General features: G+C 40.5%; 13 protein-coding genes. 8 read left to right on the forward strand and 5 right to left on the reverse strand.

All coding sequences use genetic code 11. The annotated features are described in order from the left end of the window. Positions 1 to 57: 57 nt before the first annotated feature. The 3 genes from QQK06_RS12490 to djlA are packed head-to-tail and all read left to right on the forward strand — an operon-like array spanning position 58 to position 2,564. Entirely contained in the window at positions 58 to 1,047 is a 990-nt protein-coding gene (locus tag QQK06_RS12490; RefSeq protein WP_284245033.1) for an aminoglycoside phosphotransferase family protein, read from the forward strand. Between the two features lie 11 nt (positions 1,048 to 1,058). Further along, complete coding sequence (gene murU, locus QQK06_RS12495) at positions 1,059 to 1,760, forward strand: N-acetylmuramate alpha-1-phosphate uridylyltransferase MurU (RefSeq protein WP_284245034.1); 702 nt, start codon at positions 1,059 to 1,061, stop codon at positions 1,758 to 1,760. Between the two features lie 3 nt (positions 1,761 to 1,763). Further along, complete coding sequence (djlA, locus tag QQK06_RS12500) at positions 1,764 to 2,564, forward strand: co-chaperone DjlA (protein WP_284245035.1); 801 nt, start codon at positions 1,764 to 1,766, stop codon at positions 2,562 to 2,564. Positions 2,565 to 2,581: 17 nt separating this feature from the next. On the opposite strand, the gene QQK06_RS12505 is transcribed toward djlA, so the two are convergent. The 4 genes from QQK06_RS12505 to QQK06_RS12520 all read right to left on the reverse strand — a co-directional run bounded on the left by QQK06_RS12505 (position 2,582) and on the right by QQK06_RS12520 (position 8,334). Then, complete coding sequence (locus QQK06_RS12505; protein WP_284245037.1) at positions 2,582 to 3,508, reverse strand: DUF3530 family protein; 927 nt, start codon at positions 3,506 to 3,508, stop codon at positions 2,582 to 2,584. A gap of 186 nt (positions 3,509 to 3,694) precedes the next feature. After that, entirely contained in the window at positions 3,695 to 4,363 is a 669-nt protein-coding gene (gene rluA / locus QQK06_RS12510; protein ID WP_284245038.1) for a bifunctional tRNA pseudouridine(32) synthase/23S rRNA pseudouridine(746) synthase RluA, read from the reverse strand. A 15-nt stretch (positions 4,364 to 4,378) separates the two neighbouring features. After that, complete coding sequence (rapA, locus tag QQK06_RS12515; RefSeq protein WP_284245040.1) at positions 4,379 to 7,300, reverse strand: RNA polymerase-associated protein RapA; 2,922 nt, start codon at positions 7,298 to 7,300, stop codon at positions 4,379 to 4,381. A 194-nt stretch (positions 7,301 to 7,494) separates the two neighbouring features. After that, complete coding sequence (locus QQK06_RS12520; protein WP_284245041.1) at positions 7,495 to 8,334, reverse strand: 2OG-Fe(II) oxygenase family protein; 840 nt, start codon at positions 8,332 to 8,334, stop codon at positions 7,495 to 7,497. A gap of 168 nt (positions 8,335 to 8,502) precedes the next feature. On the opposite strand from QQK06_RS12520, the gene QQK06_RS12525 reads away from it, so the two are divergent. From QQK06_RS12525 to QQK06_RS12540, 4 genes are all read left to right on the forward strand, one after another. Beyond that, positions 8,503 to 8,805: a hypothetical protein gene (locus tag QQK06_RS12525; RefSeq protein ID WP_284245042.1), complete on the forward strand. Its 303-nt coding sequence runs from the start codon at positions 8,503 to 8,505 to the stop codon at positions 8,803 to 8,805. Positions 8,806 to 9,004: 199 nt separating this feature from the next. Continuing rightward, a complete protein-coding gene (locus QQK06_RS12530; RefSeq protein ID WP_284245043.1) occupies positions 9,005 to 11,569 on the forward strand; it encodes a sensor domain-containing phosphodiesterase in 2,565 nt (854 codons plus the stop codon). A 109-nt stretch (positions 11,570 to 11,678) separates the two neighbouring features. Beyond that, positions 11,679 to 13,067, forward strand: a complete 1,389-nt coding sequence (gene dbpA, locus QQK06_RS12535; protein WP_284245045.1) for an ATP-dependent RNA helicase DbpA — start codon at positions 11,679 to 11,681, stop codon at positions 13,065 to 13,067. An 18-nt stretch (positions 13,068 to 13,085) separates the two neighbouring features. After that, positions 13,086 to 13,958, forward strand: a complete 873-nt coding sequence (locus tag QQK06_RS12540) for a mechanosensitive ion channel family protein (RefSeq protein ID WP_284245047.1) — start codon at positions 13,086 to 13,088, stop codon at positions 13,956 to 13,958. A gap of 32 nt (positions 13,959 to 13,990) precedes the next feature. On the opposite strand, the gene QQK06_RS12545 is transcribed toward QQK06_RS12540, so the two are convergent. Further along, positions 13,991 to 15,034: a hypothetical protein gene (locus QQK06_RS12545; RefSeq protein ID WP_284245048.1), complete on the reverse strand. Its 1,044-nt coding sequence runs from the start codon at positions 15,032 to 15,034 to the stop codon at positions 13,991 to 13,993. 150 nt (positions 15,035 to 15,184) lie between these two features. Here QQK06_RS12545 and QQK06_RS12550 point away from each other — a divergent pair, with 150 nt between their 5' ends. Continuing rightward, entirely contained in the window at positions 15,185 to 16,966 is a 1,782-nt protein-coding gene (locus tag QQK06_RS12550; RefSeq protein ID WP_284245049.1) for an acyl-CoA dehydrogenase C-terminal domain-containing protein, read from the forward strand. The last annotated feature ends 58 nt before the right edge of the window (positions 16,967 to 17,024 follow it).

Below are 17,024 nucleotides of genomic sequence, written 5' to 3' on the forward strand. Positions count from 1 at the left end.
TCATTGCTATGCGAATTCGTTATATTGGGCGCTTTAGTGAATTTTAAGGTAAGATTTTTGGTAGATAAGAGAAAACAACAATTATCTCAGTGGTTGGCAGATACTTTTTCCATAACATCGATTGAACTTGATGATATGTCGGGGGATGCTGGATTTCGCCGGTATTTTAGATTTATTAATGATAATCAGTCTTTTATTGCGGTCGATGCCCCCGGTGATAAATGTAATAATGCTGCATTTATCGATATTGCGCAGCGTTTACAAGCGGTTGATATTAATGTGCCAGAAGTGATTGCATTTGAACCGCGACAAGGTTTTATCTGTTTGACAGATTTAGGGGATTGCCTGTTAGCCGATGTGTTAACAGAAAAAAGCATGATGTCCTATTATCAGCAGGCGATGCAATTATTGCCGGAGATGGCACAAGTCACCAGTGAACAATTGCCGCTGTATGATCAGGCATTTATTCAGCGGGAGCTGGATATTTTTCCACAATGGTTAATCAATCAGCATTTATCAATAACGCTATCAGCAGCGCAACAACAAAAATTACAGTTCTGCTTTGATGAGTTAATTGACAACGCATTAGCGCAGCCACAAGTGTTTATGCATAGGGATTTTCATAGTAGAAATATCATGCTGGTTGGAGAACAATTGGCATTAATTGACTTTCAGGATGCTGTTCAAGGGCCAGTGACTTATGACATTGTTTCGTTATTGCGGGACTGTTATGTTAAGTGGCCAGCAGAGCAGGTAGATAAGTTATTGCGCCAATACATTGAATTAATGGAACAACGAGCTTTAGTTCCTTCGTACTCATATTCGCAATGGCAGCGTTGGTTTGATTTAATGGGACTGCAGCGACATATTAAAGCCGCGGGGATTTTTGCTCGTTTGTATCATAGGGATGGCAAGCCGGGGTATTTAGCAGATATTCCGTTAACTCTGTCTTATATCGTCGACATCGCGGCTAAATATCCGACGCTTAATTTTTTGCGTGAATTAGTGCAACAACAGCTAGTGCCAAGTTTAGCGATAAAAAACTAAGGAATTAATTGATGAAAGCGATGATCCTGGCGGCAGGCCGTGGTGAGCGTATGCGGCCGTTAACTGATAATGTGCCTAAACCTTTGCTAACGGTCAATGATGTGCCGCTGATAGATTATCACCTGAGAAAACTGCAACGTATTGGCGTGCACCAAGTCGTGATTAATCTAGCTTGGCTCGGAGAGAAAATCGTCAGTTATCTTCAAGATGGTAGCCGTTATGGTCTATCTATTAGCTATAGCTGGGAAAATGATGGTGCGTTAGAAACGGCGGGTGGTATTATTAAGGCGCTACCGCAATTAACAGATGACGATGAGCCATTTTTAGTTGTCAATGGTGACATTTTTCTCGATTATGATTTTAGCGGCTTGCCTCAGCTATCAGCTTCACAACTTGCACATTTATGGTTAGTTGATAATCCATCGCATAATTTAGCGGGTGATTTTACCTTGCAGGGAAACGTATTGACCACGATTAATGAAAGTACACCGCAACCTAGTTACACCTTTAGTGGGCTGGGATTATATCGACCGTCATTTTTTCAGGACTTTTTATCGCATCGGGTGATGCCGTTAGCACCTTTGATCAAGGCGGCAATCAAAAAACGTGCGGTTTCGGGACAAAAATTAGTGGGTCTGTGGACGGATGTTGGTACACCACAACGGCTTGAACAGCTGGATTTACAACTCAAACAACAACATAAGGGCAAATAACGAATGAAAGTTTGGGGTAAAGTTTTTGGTTTTTTATTTGGCTTAATGCTTAGTAAAAGTATTTTTGGCGCTTTGTTAGGATTATGGCTGGGGCACAGGTTTGATAAAGGACTTGGGCTTAATTTTGATGAGTTTGCTCAGCTTTCAGAAGAAAATCGTCAGTCTGCTTTCTTTAATTGCACTTTTACTACCATGGGCTTTATTGCCAAAGCTAATGGCCGGGTCTCGCAACATGAAATCGCCTTTGCCAGTGCTTATATGGATAAGCTTGGTCTCAATACGCAAATGCGACAGCAGGCACAGGATGCGTTTCGAGAAGGAAAGATGGCTGGGTTTCCGCTAGAGCAACATTTGAAAAAATTCAAACGTATTTGTATTAACCGCCAAGACCTATTATTACTGTTTTTGGAAATCCAGATCCAGGTGGCGTTTGCTGATGGCCAGTTAGATAATGAAGAACGTAACGCACTGCATCGTATCGCAAGAATATTAGGTTTTTCGGCTGTTGAACTCGATCGCCTACTTGAGATGATTATTGCCGGTGCCAATTTTCATCAACAGGGGGAAAGTAATCGCAAAGCGGGTAGTCCACAGCAACTGGAAAATGCTTATAAATTATTAGGAGTAACATCAGGCGATCCGGAAAAAGTGATTAAAAAAGCGTACCGTAAATTAATGGCGCAACATCACCCTGATAAGCTTGTGGCGAAAGGTTTACCGCCGGAAATGATGGAGGTGGCGAAACAAAAAGCGCAAGATATACAGGCGGCTTATGAAATGATCCAGGCACAAAACAAAAGCTAGCATATGGCTGGTTGTGACTACCAACCTTGGGATCTTAACCAGCCGTTGATTTCTTTTAGCAGTATTTTTTCTGGATAATAACTTGTGTGGCTATTAAATAGTTCCTTTTGTCGGAAGTAAGATTTTAATGCCTGATTAACAGACTTTTTGCGTAACTTTACCGCCTGTTTAACCAAACCATGGTCGGTTCTTAAGTAGAGATCCAATACCGGTAAATCCATTTTTGCCAGGGCTTCGGCACTTTGTTTATTTCCTTCCTCGTCATTAAGAAAAGCACTTAAGCTGATCAATGTCATCGGTTGTTCAGCCATTTGTTGCTGATAGAGGCTGAATAATAAAGCGCTATGATGTCCTTCGGCAACAACGATAATAATACCTGGATAGGTTTGCGCTTTTTTCATCACCTCAGCTAACACTTTAGCCAGTTGTTCACGAGATTCTGTCAGTGCCTGCTTATTTTCTTGTTGCTGCTTGGTTAATGTGAGCGCAGTTGATGGGTAGTTAGCCGGTTGTGCTGGTGGCTGAATGCTAATGGTGGTCCAGCCTTGTTCTGGCATGGTTTGTCGTAAATAGTTAATCGCTTTTGGGCTTGTGGCAGGTTGTTGCCAGTCCGCCAATAATATCACCACGCCTTTGTTATTAGCAGCCGCATTGGTGGTTATTAAGGTGTGGTATTGATCCGGACCTACTAACAGTGGTTGTTGCTCTTCTGCTGGGAGATAATGTTTTAGATCGGATGTGGTCAGTTCATTGCTATCTAATGGCGGTGCGATAGCTACTTTACTTCGGCGAGTTTGTCTATTAATAACGGTTTGTTCATCAGTGTTTGTTGACTGCTGCTGATCACTTTGTTGAGGTGTATCGCTTGTTGGTTTTGTTTGTTCTGCTGGCTGTTCTTGACCTTCTTGCTGCTGCGCAGCAGCATAGGTATTATTGAGCGTCATTAAGCTCAATGTTATCAAACAGTAAAAGCAAGTAATTAAAAAACAACGCAGCACAAATTTTCCTTAACTATTTATTATTAATACAGCTTTTATAAAGAGTTGCTTCATAAGATTAGTTTATCGATATTAATTTTATACCTGTTATCGGCCGAAGATGATATTTCTTCAGCTAAAGTTCAAGATGCTTTAAGTAAAAGGACAAGGTGTTGAAAATGTCAGCACTTGCTCGGTAACAGGGTGGGTTATTTTCAGCCAGTGAGCATGCAGCTGTAGACGAGGGCTTTCAGTTAATGCTTGATCATGAGCATATAAACGATCCCCTAAAATTGGATGGCCGAGTGATAACATATGGACACGAAGTTGGTGAGAGCGTCCAGTTACTGGCGTTAATTCTACTAAAGTACTGTTGTTCTGATAGCTAAGTACTCGATAGTGGGTTAACGCTTTTTTACCGTGTTGAAGATCGACTTTTTGTTTTGGGCGGTTAGGCCAGTCACAAATTAATGGTTGATCTATTTCGCCTGATGATTCTTTAACATGGCCATAAACACGGGCGAGATATTGTTTTTCGGTTTGGCGTTTTTCAAACTGTCGGCTGATATTTACATGGGCAGCTTTGTTGAGCGCCATTAATAAAATACCTGAGGTGGCCATATCCAGACGATGCACTACAGTGGCTGTTGGCAATACCCTTTGTACCCGGGTTTGCAGGCAATCTTTATGTTCAGTTAATCGTCCTGGTACTGTTAGTAAGCCACTGGGTTTATTCAGTACCACCAGATCCTCATCTCGATAAACAATATCGAGATAAGGAGAAAGTGGCGGCTGATAAATAAAGTCTGGATTAGCGCTCATAATATCTTTGCTTACCTAGTTACTGACGACAATTAACCGAATTGCTTCAAACTTAAGCTGCGCTTTGTGGATAAAGTTTGCCAGTTCTTGTTGCTGTAGGTTGATAAAGTCTAATTCATCTTGACGAACGCTTGGGTTAATGGCTTTAAGCGCGGTTAAGCGTTGAAATTCCTGGCCAAGTTTATCTTCCATTGATGTTAACGCTTGTGACTGAATATCAGCAACTAATAGTTCTGCATGTTGTTCTGCTTTACTAACTAAAGGAGAAACTTGAGCTTTTAATGCTTTTACTAATTGTAACGCGACTTGTTTTTTCACCGGTGTAAGTTGTTGGTCTAAAACTGCTGCACTGACTTTATCTGCTAGGTTATTACCGTTTTTGTCGACTAAAATGCGAATAGGTGTTACCGGAAGATAACGGTTTAGTTGTAACTGGCTTGGCGCTGTTGCTTCAACAGTAAATAAACATTCAAGGAAAAAAGTACCAGCCGGTAATGCTGGATTTTTCAAAAGTCCAATGCTTGAATTACCCACTTCATCTGATAGCACTAAGTCCATGGCACCAGTAACCATTGGATGATCCCAGGTTAGTAGTTGATAATCTTCGCAGGCTAGAGCTGTATCTCGATTGAATGTGATGGTGGTACCGTCATCAGGTAAACAAGGGAAGTTGCCACTAAGCATATGTTCTGTCGGTTGCAGTGCGATAGCATTATCTGATTTGTCATCCTGAGCAATACCAAATACATCCAGTACTTGAAACATAAACTGCGGCAGTTTAGTTTCACAATCTAAGGCAGTAATTTTATCAACTAACTGTTCGGCTTTGCCTTGCCCAGATGAATTCAGTTCTAACAGTTTATCTCGGCCTGATTCGAGTTCGGCTTTTAATGCTAAGTGCCGTTGATGACTTAAGTGAATTAACTGGTCTATTTCCGCTTGTGATGGAGCTGCGCTCAAGGTTAAAGTCGTTAATTGCGCTGAGAAATCATCATAAACAGCCCGACCGGTTATGCAGGTATGTTCAAAGGCATTTAACGCATTGTGATACCATTGAAACAACATACTTTGTGCGGAGTGCTCAAAATAGGGGACGTGAATTTTTATCGTATCTGTCTGTCCGATTCGATCTAAACGACCGATGCGTTGTTCGAGCAAATCTGGGTTGGTCGGCAAATCAAATAATACAAGATGATGAGCGAACTGAAAATTCCGTCCTTCACTGCCGATTTCAGAACATAACAATACCTGGGCGCTGTCTTCATCCTGTGCAAAGTATGCAGCGGCGCGGTCGCGTTCAAAAATACTTAAGCCTTCGTGAAACACTGCGGCACGCATGCCTTCTTTCACTCGTAAAGCAGTCTCCAGTTCAATGGCAGTTTGGGCATGAGCACAAATTACTAACACTTTTTCTTTATTAAGTGATTTGAGTAAATTAATTAAATAATTTACTTTGGGATCAAAATCATACCAGGGCTCCAAGCCATCTAGTCCGTAGAGAATTTCTGGTGTGGTAAGGTATTTCGCCTGCGGGCTTTGCTGTAATTTTGTATGGTCACCACTTAATAAAAAATCTTCGATTTTTTCCTGATATTGTTCAGGTAAGGGTAATGGTGTCGGATGCAACTGGCGCTCAGGAAAGCCCTTAATGGTGTTACGGCTGTTTCTAAATAATATCCGTCCCGTGCCGTGACGATCAAGTAACTGACTTAATACCTTTTGTCTGATGTGTTGTTGAGCCTGCTCATCAGCTTGATTAAGTTGCATTAATTGTTCACTGATATCGGTTTCAGATAACAATTGTTTTAATGTGCTTAACTGTTCTTCAGTGAGTGGCTGCTTTGCAACTAATGCGTTTGCGGCATCGGCAACTTCGGTGTAGTGTTGTTCTTCTTCAGTGAATTTTTGGTAATCATAGAAACGATCGGCATCGAGTAAGCGCAGACGAGCAAAGTGACTTTCATGTCCTAGTTGATCCGGAGTTGCCGTTAGTAGTAATACCCCGGGAATTGTTTGAGCAAGTTGCTCGATACATAAATACTCGGTGCTGGCATGGTCAACATGCCAGTCCAAATGATGCGCTTCATCTACTACCATTAGATCCCAGTCTTCGGCGATTAGCGCTTCGTACCAATCAGGGTTATCGGTAACAAAACGTAAGTTTACCAATACCAGTTGTTCAGCACTAAAGGGATTGATTTCTTCATCAGGTTCGGCGCTGTTAGCTATTTCTTGACAGCGAGTTTCATCAAAGATACTGAATTTAAGATTAAAACGACGTAGCATTTCCACCAGCCACTGATGCATGAGTGACTCAGGTACGATGATTAGTACTCGTTTTGCCCGTCCGGTGACTAACTGCTGATGAATGATCAAACCAGCTTCAATGGTTTTACCTAAACCTACTTCATCTGCCAATAATACACGTGGTGCAAAGCGGCTGCCGACTTCTTCAGCGATATAAAGCTGATGAGGAATTAAACTGACGCGACCACCGGATAAACCGGTAAGCTCAGATTGCTGCTGGTTAAATTGATGTTGCAAACAATCTTTACGTAAACGAAACCAGTCAAGGCGATCAACCTGGCCATTGAGCAAGCGGTCGTGAGGCTTATTGAACTTAATAAAATGATCTATCATTACTTCTTTAAGCTCGGCAAGTTCGCCGTTATCAAGACGCTTACCGCTATAGGTGATCAGACCATTTTCTTCATTAATCGTACTGACAGATAAATGCCAGCCCTCATGGCTTGGGATAATATCCCCTTCGTTAAAAATTACTCGTGTCAGCGGTGCATTGGCTATGGCATATTTTCTGATATCGCCAGTGGCGGTAAACATAATAGTGACAAATCTGTTCTCAACGCTCGTTACCGTACCTAATCCTTGATCTGATTCTCCATCACTGATCCAACGTTGGCCTGGGTAAAACGACATAGAAAACTCCAATATTTTAACTCGAACTGTGTGAGTCATTTATTAACACGAATGATACTCACACGAAAAAAAGGGCGCTATGGTACCGTTAATCATAGCTGTGATCATCAAATAATTCTGAAAAGTTCAGGCTTGCTTAAGGAATAAACAAGGGCACCAGTAACCGTTTTTGCTAAGCTACTGGTGCAGGGGAGTTATTTCACGCCAAGTTCTTTTAAACGTTCCAACAAATAACTTTTCTGAGTATGACGCTCAGATAGCACTACTTCATCTCTTGGGTGTAAAAATAATGGTAATGAAATCCGAGATTTAGTGGCATTTTCCCCTGTGGGATTGACGACTCTATGACTGGTTGATGGAAAATAACCGCCAGAGGCTTCCTGTAACATATCACCGATATTAATGATCAAATGACCAAAATTAGCTGGAATATCAAGCCATTGGCCGTCTTGTACTTGAACTTGTAACCCAGGTTCATTAGCGGCAGGTAAAATGGTTAACAGGTTTATGTCTTCATGGGCTGCAGCACGTAATGCGCCAGGTTCTTCTTCCCCGGTTAATGGTGGATAATGCAGAACGCGCAGTAAGGTATTTGGTGTGTCTTTGATCATATTCGATAAAGGTTCTGAATATTTTGCTGCGACATCAGCAGGACTATGTTTTTCAACCCAATCTAATAGTTCAGTGGCGAGTGCTGAGGTATTATGGTAATAAGTTAATATCTCCTCTTTAAGGGATTCTGGAATACGGCCCCAAGGATAGATATGATAGTATTCTTTCAGGTCTTTTTGCTGATGGCCTTTGGCTGTTTCGGAGATTTCAGGAGCAAAATAACCATCCTGCTTTTCCGGATCAAAGGCAAAGTCTTGCGGATTGCCCTGACTAAAAAATTCATACCAGTGTTGATAAATAGATTCAACTAGCGATTGCTGGATAGGATGATTTTTTAATACGCCAAATCCTGTTGATTTTAAGCTTTCAACAAAACGTTGTGGCGCATCTGCTGCGGTATAGTCAACAACTTGAACTTGCATAATTATGTCCTGAAATTGTTTTACAAAATTATTTGACAAAAATATTATAACGCAAAACCTGTCTAGTTGGTCAAATTTTTAAGTGATGTAGTTTAGTTTTGGTAAAATATGGATAATGACTATACTGAAGTTACTAACAATAATTTTAATACAGGGAAAGGACTTATCATGAAATTAGCCGCTGTTGTTGCCTCTTGTTCGGTGTTTTTGTTTGCCAGTTGTGCGACTCGGGGAAATATCTGTGAAGATATCACAGAAGCAAAGGAACAAATGCAAGCGTGCCAACTGCTAAAAAAACAAATCGCTAACGCGAAAGAGCGGCCCTTAATCAGAACTGAACTTGAGCGCAGGTATGAAAACGATTGTATTGAAATTCGTTATTATCGTGATGATATTCAAGAAGCAAAATGCGGTAACAAAGAAAACTTAGAGCAAATTAAAAAAGCGGTCATTGAAGAGCAAAATCAGTAAGCTATAGTTTTTGTTTATCGATATAGCGCCGAATGTCGAGTCCTAAAGTAGTTATTTCTACATTAGGACTCGAGCATTTTTTATTGGTTATGACATTTAATTGTCAGTTTGATCAGGTACTAGTTTACATTCCCACTAGAATTTTTTGTTAATTCCCGTCATTATGATGCATCATGACAACAGGTGTTCTAGTAGTGGAATGGTAAAATCAACGAATAACGACAACAGTCAGTTATCTGAACAGGAGAGTCAGTTAGCTCAAGAAGCGATTGTTTTGCTTGATAAATATCGCAAGTTGCAAGATCGTTATACCGCATTATTAAACCTTAATCAATTATCCAATGATTGTGCTGATTTAAACACCTTTTATCGTCAGGTTCATCAGGCTATCGCATCCATTATGAATGCTAATAACTTTTATATTGTGATGTATGATCAAACGTTTGCCACCTTAGAGTTTGTTTATCACGTCGATGAAAAAGATGATTTCCCTAAAGGCACTTTTGATTACGACAAATTTCAGGGCTCGATGACTTGCCATGTTATTGAAACGGGTGAACCGTTATTAATGACCCCCGAAAAAATGCAACAGCAGATCAAGGAAGGAACTCTTAAAGCTATCGGGACGACCGGGACAGATTGGCTTGGCGTGCCCTTAATTAGTGATGGCTTCGTTATCGGAGTGATGGCGGTCCAAAGTTATACTGAAACCACGCGTTATCAAGAACATGATCTGGATTTATTGACCTTTACTGCGCAGCATACCGTTTCAGCAATGACCCGTTTACAAGATCGAGAGCGTTTGCAAAAAGCGGTGGATGCTCGGACACGCGAATTGATGAAGCAAATTCGCGAACGTGAAAAGTCTGAATTATTGCAAGAGTCCTTATTTAGAATTTCTGAATTAACCAATCAAGCCTCATTGGACCTCGATAAGTTTTATCCTATGGTGCATAACATAGTTGGTCAGTTGATTAATGCGGAAAATTTTTATATTGCCAAACACAACAGTGCGGAAGACTTATTATCCTTCGTCTATTTCTCCGAGCAAAATAGTGAGGAAATCGAGCGTAAGTTCGCAACGCGTAAGTTTGCTAATGGCTATACCGAATTAGTGATCAGTACAGCAAAAACGGTACTACTGAGTGGTGAGGATATGTTTAACCTCTATAAACAGGGGAAAACCGTTAAGCCGTCAGGAAAAACTAAATCTTGGCTCGGCGTGCCGCTGTTGCAAAATGGTGAAGCGATAGGTGCCATGGTGATCCAGAGCTATCATCTGAGTACTATTTATACTGAACAAGATGCTGAGCTGCTGAATTTTGTGTCACAACATGTAGCGACAGCGATTAAACGTCGTGAATTAGCGATTTTTGAACGTAAAACCCATGAACTTCTTGAGCAACAGGTTAAACATCGGACGGCAGAATTAGAAGAAGAAATTAAGCAACGCGAAAAAATGGAACAGCAACTAAAGTATGCAGCGTCACACGATAGTTTAACTGGGCTACCGAATCGCACTGTTTTTTTAGATCTTTTAAACCATGCTATTGCTTGTCACCGACGCCGACCCGAAATGCAGTTTGCGGTACTGTTTCTCGATTTAGACCGCTTTAAAGTGGTCAATGACAGCTTAGGTCATCATGCTGGTGATATTTTACTGAAAGAAATGGCTAAAGGCTTAACGGACATCGTTCGTGATAAAGATACGGTTGCACGCCTTGGTGGCGACGAGTTTGTTATTTTGATTGAAGATTTGGTCAATAAACAGGAAGCTTATGATGTTGCCCAACGTATTACAGAATTACTGACAAAACCGTTTTTTATCGAAAATCAGCCGGTATTTATCGGTACTAGTATCGGGGTGCTTTTTAACGATATTCATTACGAAAGTGCGGAGTTTATGCTGCGCGATGCAGATACCGCTATGTATCATGCTAAGGATATGGGGAAAGGTCGCTATGAGGTTTTTGATGCCAGCATGCATAAGAAAGTGCAAAATGCATTGACCTTAGAAGCAGATTTACGGGAAGGGATCAGTAAAAAAGAATTCTCTCCTTATTTTCAACCAATAGTTCGATTAAATGATAAGCAGATTGTTGGTTTTGAAGCACTGGCGCGCTGGCGCAGTGAAAAACGCGGTTTAGTGTTTCCTAATGACTTTATTCCGCTGGCAGAAGAAACTAATTTAGTACTAGCGATAGATTTTCAGATCATTGAAAAATCTTGCCGGCAGTTAAAAAGCTGGCAAGAAGCACTAAAACGTGATGATTTATATATCAGTTGTAACCTCTATTGTGATCATTTTTTTGATACTAATCTTGCTAATGATATTGCACAAATACTGCAACGAGTCGGTTTGGAACCTCGTCATTTAAGGGTTGAACTAACAGAGCGCGCGTTATTGGAAAAAACAGAAATTGTACTTACCAATATGAAAGCTTTGAAGAAATTAGGGGTGAAAATATTGCTCGATGATTTTGGTACCGGCTATTCCAGTTTAAGTTACTTACACCGTTTTCCTATTGATGTGCTTAAAATAGATCGCTCGTTTATTAGTAATGTCCATGAACATGATAACAATCGGGCGATTATCAAAACCATTATTGATTTAGCCGTGAATTTACAAATGGCAACGATTGGAGAAGGCATTGAAAATGCTGCAGACGCTCAATTGTTAGTGAAAATGGAATGTAAATATGGTCAAGGCTATTATTTTAATAAACCTATGCCAGCGCATGAAGTGGAGCGATTACTAAGCTAAGCAGCGCTTCCGATATACTAAGTTGAGGTTAAGTTTAGTGCGATTGTCATCAACTTATTAAGGTGAGTTTGTTATACTGATAGCAACTTTGATAACAAGAATCATCACTTTGCCAACTGACAATTTTAACACTATCCCATTAAAACCCGCCCTGATTGATAACTTACAAACCCTCGGCTATCAGCAGTTAACTACGATTCAGGCTGAAAGCTTACCGGTAATATTAGCGGGAAAAGACGTGATTGCTCAAGCTAAAACCGGTTCGGGTAAAACAGCCGCTTTTAGTCTGGGGTTACTGCATCATCTACAAGAGAAAAAATTTCGTGTTCAGGCGTTGGTGTTATGTCCGACCCGTGAACTTGCTGATCAGGTTGCAAAAGAAATTCGGCGTCTTGCGCGTGCTATTCATAATATCAAAGTACTGACTTTATGCGGTGGCTCACCTATGGGACCACAAATTGCTTCTTTAGAGCATGGCGCACATATTATCGTCGGTACTCCCGGACGTATTGAAGATCATTTAAAAAAAGGTCGACTGTCACTAGCAAATTTACAAACTTTGGTACTCGATGAAGCGGATCGGATGTTGGAGATGGGCTTTGAAGAGACACTGACTTCGATATTCGCTAGTTGCCCGAGTAAAAAGCAATGTCTGTTGTTTAGTGCGACCTTCCCCAAACAAATTGTTTCGCTCAGTGAGCATATTATGGTGGACCCTGTCACCATTAAAGTGGAATCGACCCATGATCATAGCAGTATTCGTCAGCACTTTTATCAGGTTGAGTCTGATAATCAGCGTTTAGTTGCTGTTCAGCAACTATTATCAACCTATCAGCCAGAATCAACAGTAATTTTTTGTACCACTAAGGTGCAGACACAGGAAGTCAGCGATCTATTATACGCACAAGGCGTGAGTTGTCAGGCATTGCACGGAGACTTAGAGCAAAGGCAAAGGGATCAGACCATGATCTGCTTTGCAAATAAAAGTATCAACGTACTTGTTGCAACGGATGTTGCGGCCAGAGGGCTTGATGTTGATAATCTCGATATGGTCATTAATTATTATTTGGCACGGGATCCGGAAATCCATGTGCATCGTATTGGCCGAACCGGACGAGCCGGCAGTCAGGGAATGGCATGCTCGTTAATCAGTGATAAAGAAGCACGTAAAGTGATGAGCCTAGAAAGTTACTTAGGGCAGGAAATTAGCACTGAGCCCCTACCTGCGTCGTCTAGTGATAATACTCTAATGAGTAAAGCTAAAATGGTGACGTTACAAATTGATGGCGGTAAAAAACAAAAATTACGCCCAGGGGATATTTTAGGAGCATTTACTGCTAATCAACAGTTGAGTGCTGATGATATTGGTAAAATAAGTGTTACAGCGCTGTCAACTTATGTTGCTGTTAAGCGAGCTGTTGCTAATAAAGCGCTAAAAATAATTGCTAATGGTAAATTAAAAGGGCGAAGCTTTAGAATTCGGAAGTTAACCTTATAGCGCTGGAGTGGAGATTTTATGTTAGCTGATAATAAACAAAGCAACATTGCTGAAAAAACGTCGACATTATTAAAAGATGAAATTGATCAAGTGACAGGCTTTTACCAACTAATTGTCGATTTTTTTACTAACTATAGCTTTCAATTAGTTGGCGCCTTTATTATTTTTCTGATCGGTTACTTTGTTGCCGGTAGATTTGCCAATATGGTATTAAGGTTGTGTGAAAAACAGCAACTCGATGTTACTTTAAGTCGTTTTCTTGCTAATACCACGAAAATGTTAGTGGTTATCTTAGTGACGATAGTAGCCCTGAGTAAGCTAGGGATCAGTGTTACCCCTTTTATTGCGGCGATTGGTGCAATTTCGCTAGGGGCTAGTTTAGCATTTCAGGGGTTGTTAGCGAATTATGCCGCAGGTTTTAATATTATTTTAATTCGACCATTTGTTGTTGGTGATACCATAGAAGTGCATGGTGTTAAGGGCATAGTGCAGGAAGTCTTGCTTGCCTATACCGTGATCAAAGATGAAGATGATGTTGTAATTACTATCCCTAATAAACACATTGTTGGTGAGATTCTGCATAACTCTAAACGGCATACTTTATTGGAGATGAGTGTTGGTATTTCTTACCGAGATGATCCTGTTAAGGTTATCGCTCTGATTGAAAATACGCTCGAAAAATTAGCGTTCTGCGATCAGGACTCGAAACTTCAGGTTGGTATTGATGAGTTTGCTGATAGCGCTATTACCATAGGAATTCGATTATGGATCCCCACATCTACCTTGTACCAAACTAAATATCAGGGCTATAAAGCCATTTATCAGGCATTTAAACAACATAATATTACTATTCCGTATCCACAACGTGATGTGCATTTAATTCCACAGTAAGACCGTTTTTTATTCCCGATTTTTATTTAGGTTTAAAAGTCGGGAATTTCTTCTGCCTCGTCGTCGCTTTCCTGGAATTGATTATGAAACGGTTCTAGAGTGTAATAACCACTGTAAATAGCTTGTGCAGACTTTGGTGCTATTTCGCCTAAAGTGAGTAGCCCTGGCCCTGTTGGTTCGGCTAACACATAAGTTAGCCCTTGGTGTTCAATGGTGTATTCATCACCTCGAGGGGTGATATTAATGCCTATTAACGCGTGATTATCGATAAAAACCAATGCCATTTTAATGCGCGGCATTAAGGTTCTTAATAATGATGCTGTTAATGTTACTTTACTGTCACAATCTCCTTGGTTTTCCCATAATAATTTCAGTGGCGGATTAAAACCTGCGCCAGATGAAGTCATTCTCGACGCCAGTGGTGAATAAGGAATACTTTGCACAAAGCTGAGAATATAGTTAGTGACATTACGAATATTTTTGACGGAAAATTTTTCCAGTATTACCGGTTTTAATGTTTTAAAGTCAGCGACAGATTCAAGTGCTATACGGGCGTGATCCGGTTTAATAGCCGGTATTTGATTCGGTGTGGTAAATTCCTGGTAGTAAACCTTAGTCAAATAGTCATTAGTCAGTGACTGTTTAAGCTTTGCGATACGTTGATAAGCCTGTTTGACCAGCTGAGGGTCTTTACTATTAATATCAATACGTAATTGTTCGTCTTCTTTTTTAAATAATAATTGTACTCCAGTTATAGGCTCTTTTTTTAAGCGTTTGCGTAAGGCATTGCTGATATATTCATTGGCTAATTTCGGTTGGTAACTTGCAAATTCTCGATAGCGTTCAAAAAGGGCTTTTTGTGGAATAGAAAAGCTAAGCGTTTGCTGCTGCTGATTAATATCAAGCCATTGATAATTAAAGAGGTAGTTCTCGCCTGCTAGCACTTTACTAAACTGACTTTGCTTTGCGCTGGTTGTAGTAATAGTGAAAAGCAACATTAGCAGAATAAAACCTGCTTTGCTTACGATAGTAAAAGGCGCTAAGTATTGTATTTGCCAGCCATTGGTTTTTAACATAAATATTTAAGTAAAGATTTCTTTCCCTATTACTCTATTTAGTCTCTAAGTATAGAACAAGTGATTTGCTATTATTACTTTACTTTTTGTCTAATTACGTTATATTCAAACGCATGTTTGAAATGTGTGTTTGATTGTTAAGGTGTTGCTATGGCTGATTACGTTGCTCCAGTTAAAGATATGAATTATCTGCTTTATGATGTGTTTAAAAGTGACCAACTCTGGCCAACTTTACCTAAATTAGCCGATCACGTAGATCGAGAAACTTCTGAAGCTATTTTGTCAGAATGTGCAAAAATTGCTGAGCAAGTGATAGCGCCATTATCTCGTGAAGGCGATGAAGTAGGTGTCAGTTTTGACAATGGTGCTGTAACCACTGCACCAGGCTATAAAGCGGCTTTCGATACCTATGTTGAAGGTGGATGGCCGGCATTAGGTGGTGATGTTAACTACGGTGGTATGGGCATGCCAAAAGTGATCACTTCATTGCATGAAGAAATGTTGTGCTCAGCTGATATTTCATTCTCGCTTTATCCTGGATTAACTGCAGGTGCTGGTTTGTCATTAGCTAAACATGCCAGTGAAGAAATTAAACAACGTTATTTAACCCGTATGTATGCCGGAGAGTGGGCAGCTACTATGTGTTTAACGGAAGCTCATGCAGGTACTGATCTGGGTATGATACGCACTAAGGCGGTACCACAAGAGGATGGTAGTTATAAAATAACCGGTAATAAGATTTTTATTACTGGTGGTGAGCACGATTTGACTGACAATATTATCCATCTCGTACTGGCAAAATTACCAGATGCTCCAGAAGGCTCTCGCGGGATTTCATTATTTGTCGTACCTAAATTTAATGTTAATGAAGATGGTAGCCTTGGAGATTTTAACCAAGTTTCTTGTGGCTCTATTGAACATAAAATGGGGATCCACGCGTCGGCTACTTGCGTGCTGAATTTCGATGGTGCTAACGGCTATTTAGTTGGTGAATTAAATAAAGGCTTAGCCTGCATGTTCACCATGATGAATTTTGAACGCATCGGTGTTGGTATTCAAGGCCTTGGTGCAGGTGTTCGTTCATATCAAAATGCATTGGAGTACGCAAAAGACAGAATTCAAAGTCGTTCGTTATCTGGGGTGAAATCTCCAGATAAAGCGGCAGATTCAATTATGGTACACGGTGATGTTCGTCGTATGCTACTTAATATGAAAGCGTTAAATGAAGGATCTCGTGCATTATCTCTCTATATTGCTACTCAGCTTGATATTGCCACTTATGGTGAAGGTGAAGCACGAGTAAAAGCGGAACAGCTAACGGCATTAATGACGCCATTAGCAAAAGCATTTTTTACTGATGTGGGTTTTGAAAATACCGTAGCAGGTCAGCAAGTGTTTGGTGGTCATGGCTTTATTCGAGAGTGGGGGCAGGAGCAGTTAGTACGCGATGCGCGCATTGCACAAATTTATGAAGGTACTAACGGTATTCAGGCAATGGATTTACTGGCAAGAAAAGTTGCTGGTAGTAAAGGTGCATTAATGCAACTGTTTGTTGATGAAGTCAAAGACTTTGTCAGTCAAACAACTACAGATGATATGGCGGAATTTATTGAGCCGTTAGCACAAGCGAATCTGGAACTGGAACAATTGACGGCATTTGTATTAAATGCAACCAGCGATAATGTTGAAATGCTGGGGAGCGCGGCGAATGATTATCTCCATGTTTTCGGTTATACCGCTATGGCATTTGTTTGGGCAAAAATGGCTCAGGTGTCGATGACTAACATGGCTGATGATCAGGAGTTTCACTCTAGTAAATTAGTTACGGCACGTTATTATTATGCCAAATTGTTGCCGCGTAGATTGTCATTAATCGAAACTATTAAAGCTGGGCCTGAACCATTATTTAATGTCAATGATGAGTTATTTTAATTAAGCTTGATTTAAACGACAGTAAAACGCCTAAAGTTAAACTTTAGGCGTTTTTTTA

The sequence above is a fragment of the Thalassotalea insulae genome (assembly GCF_030161395.1).
Lineage (GTDB): Bacteria > Pseudomonadota > Gammaproteobacteria > Enterobacterales > Alteromonadaceae > Thalassotalea_E > Thalassotalea_E insulae.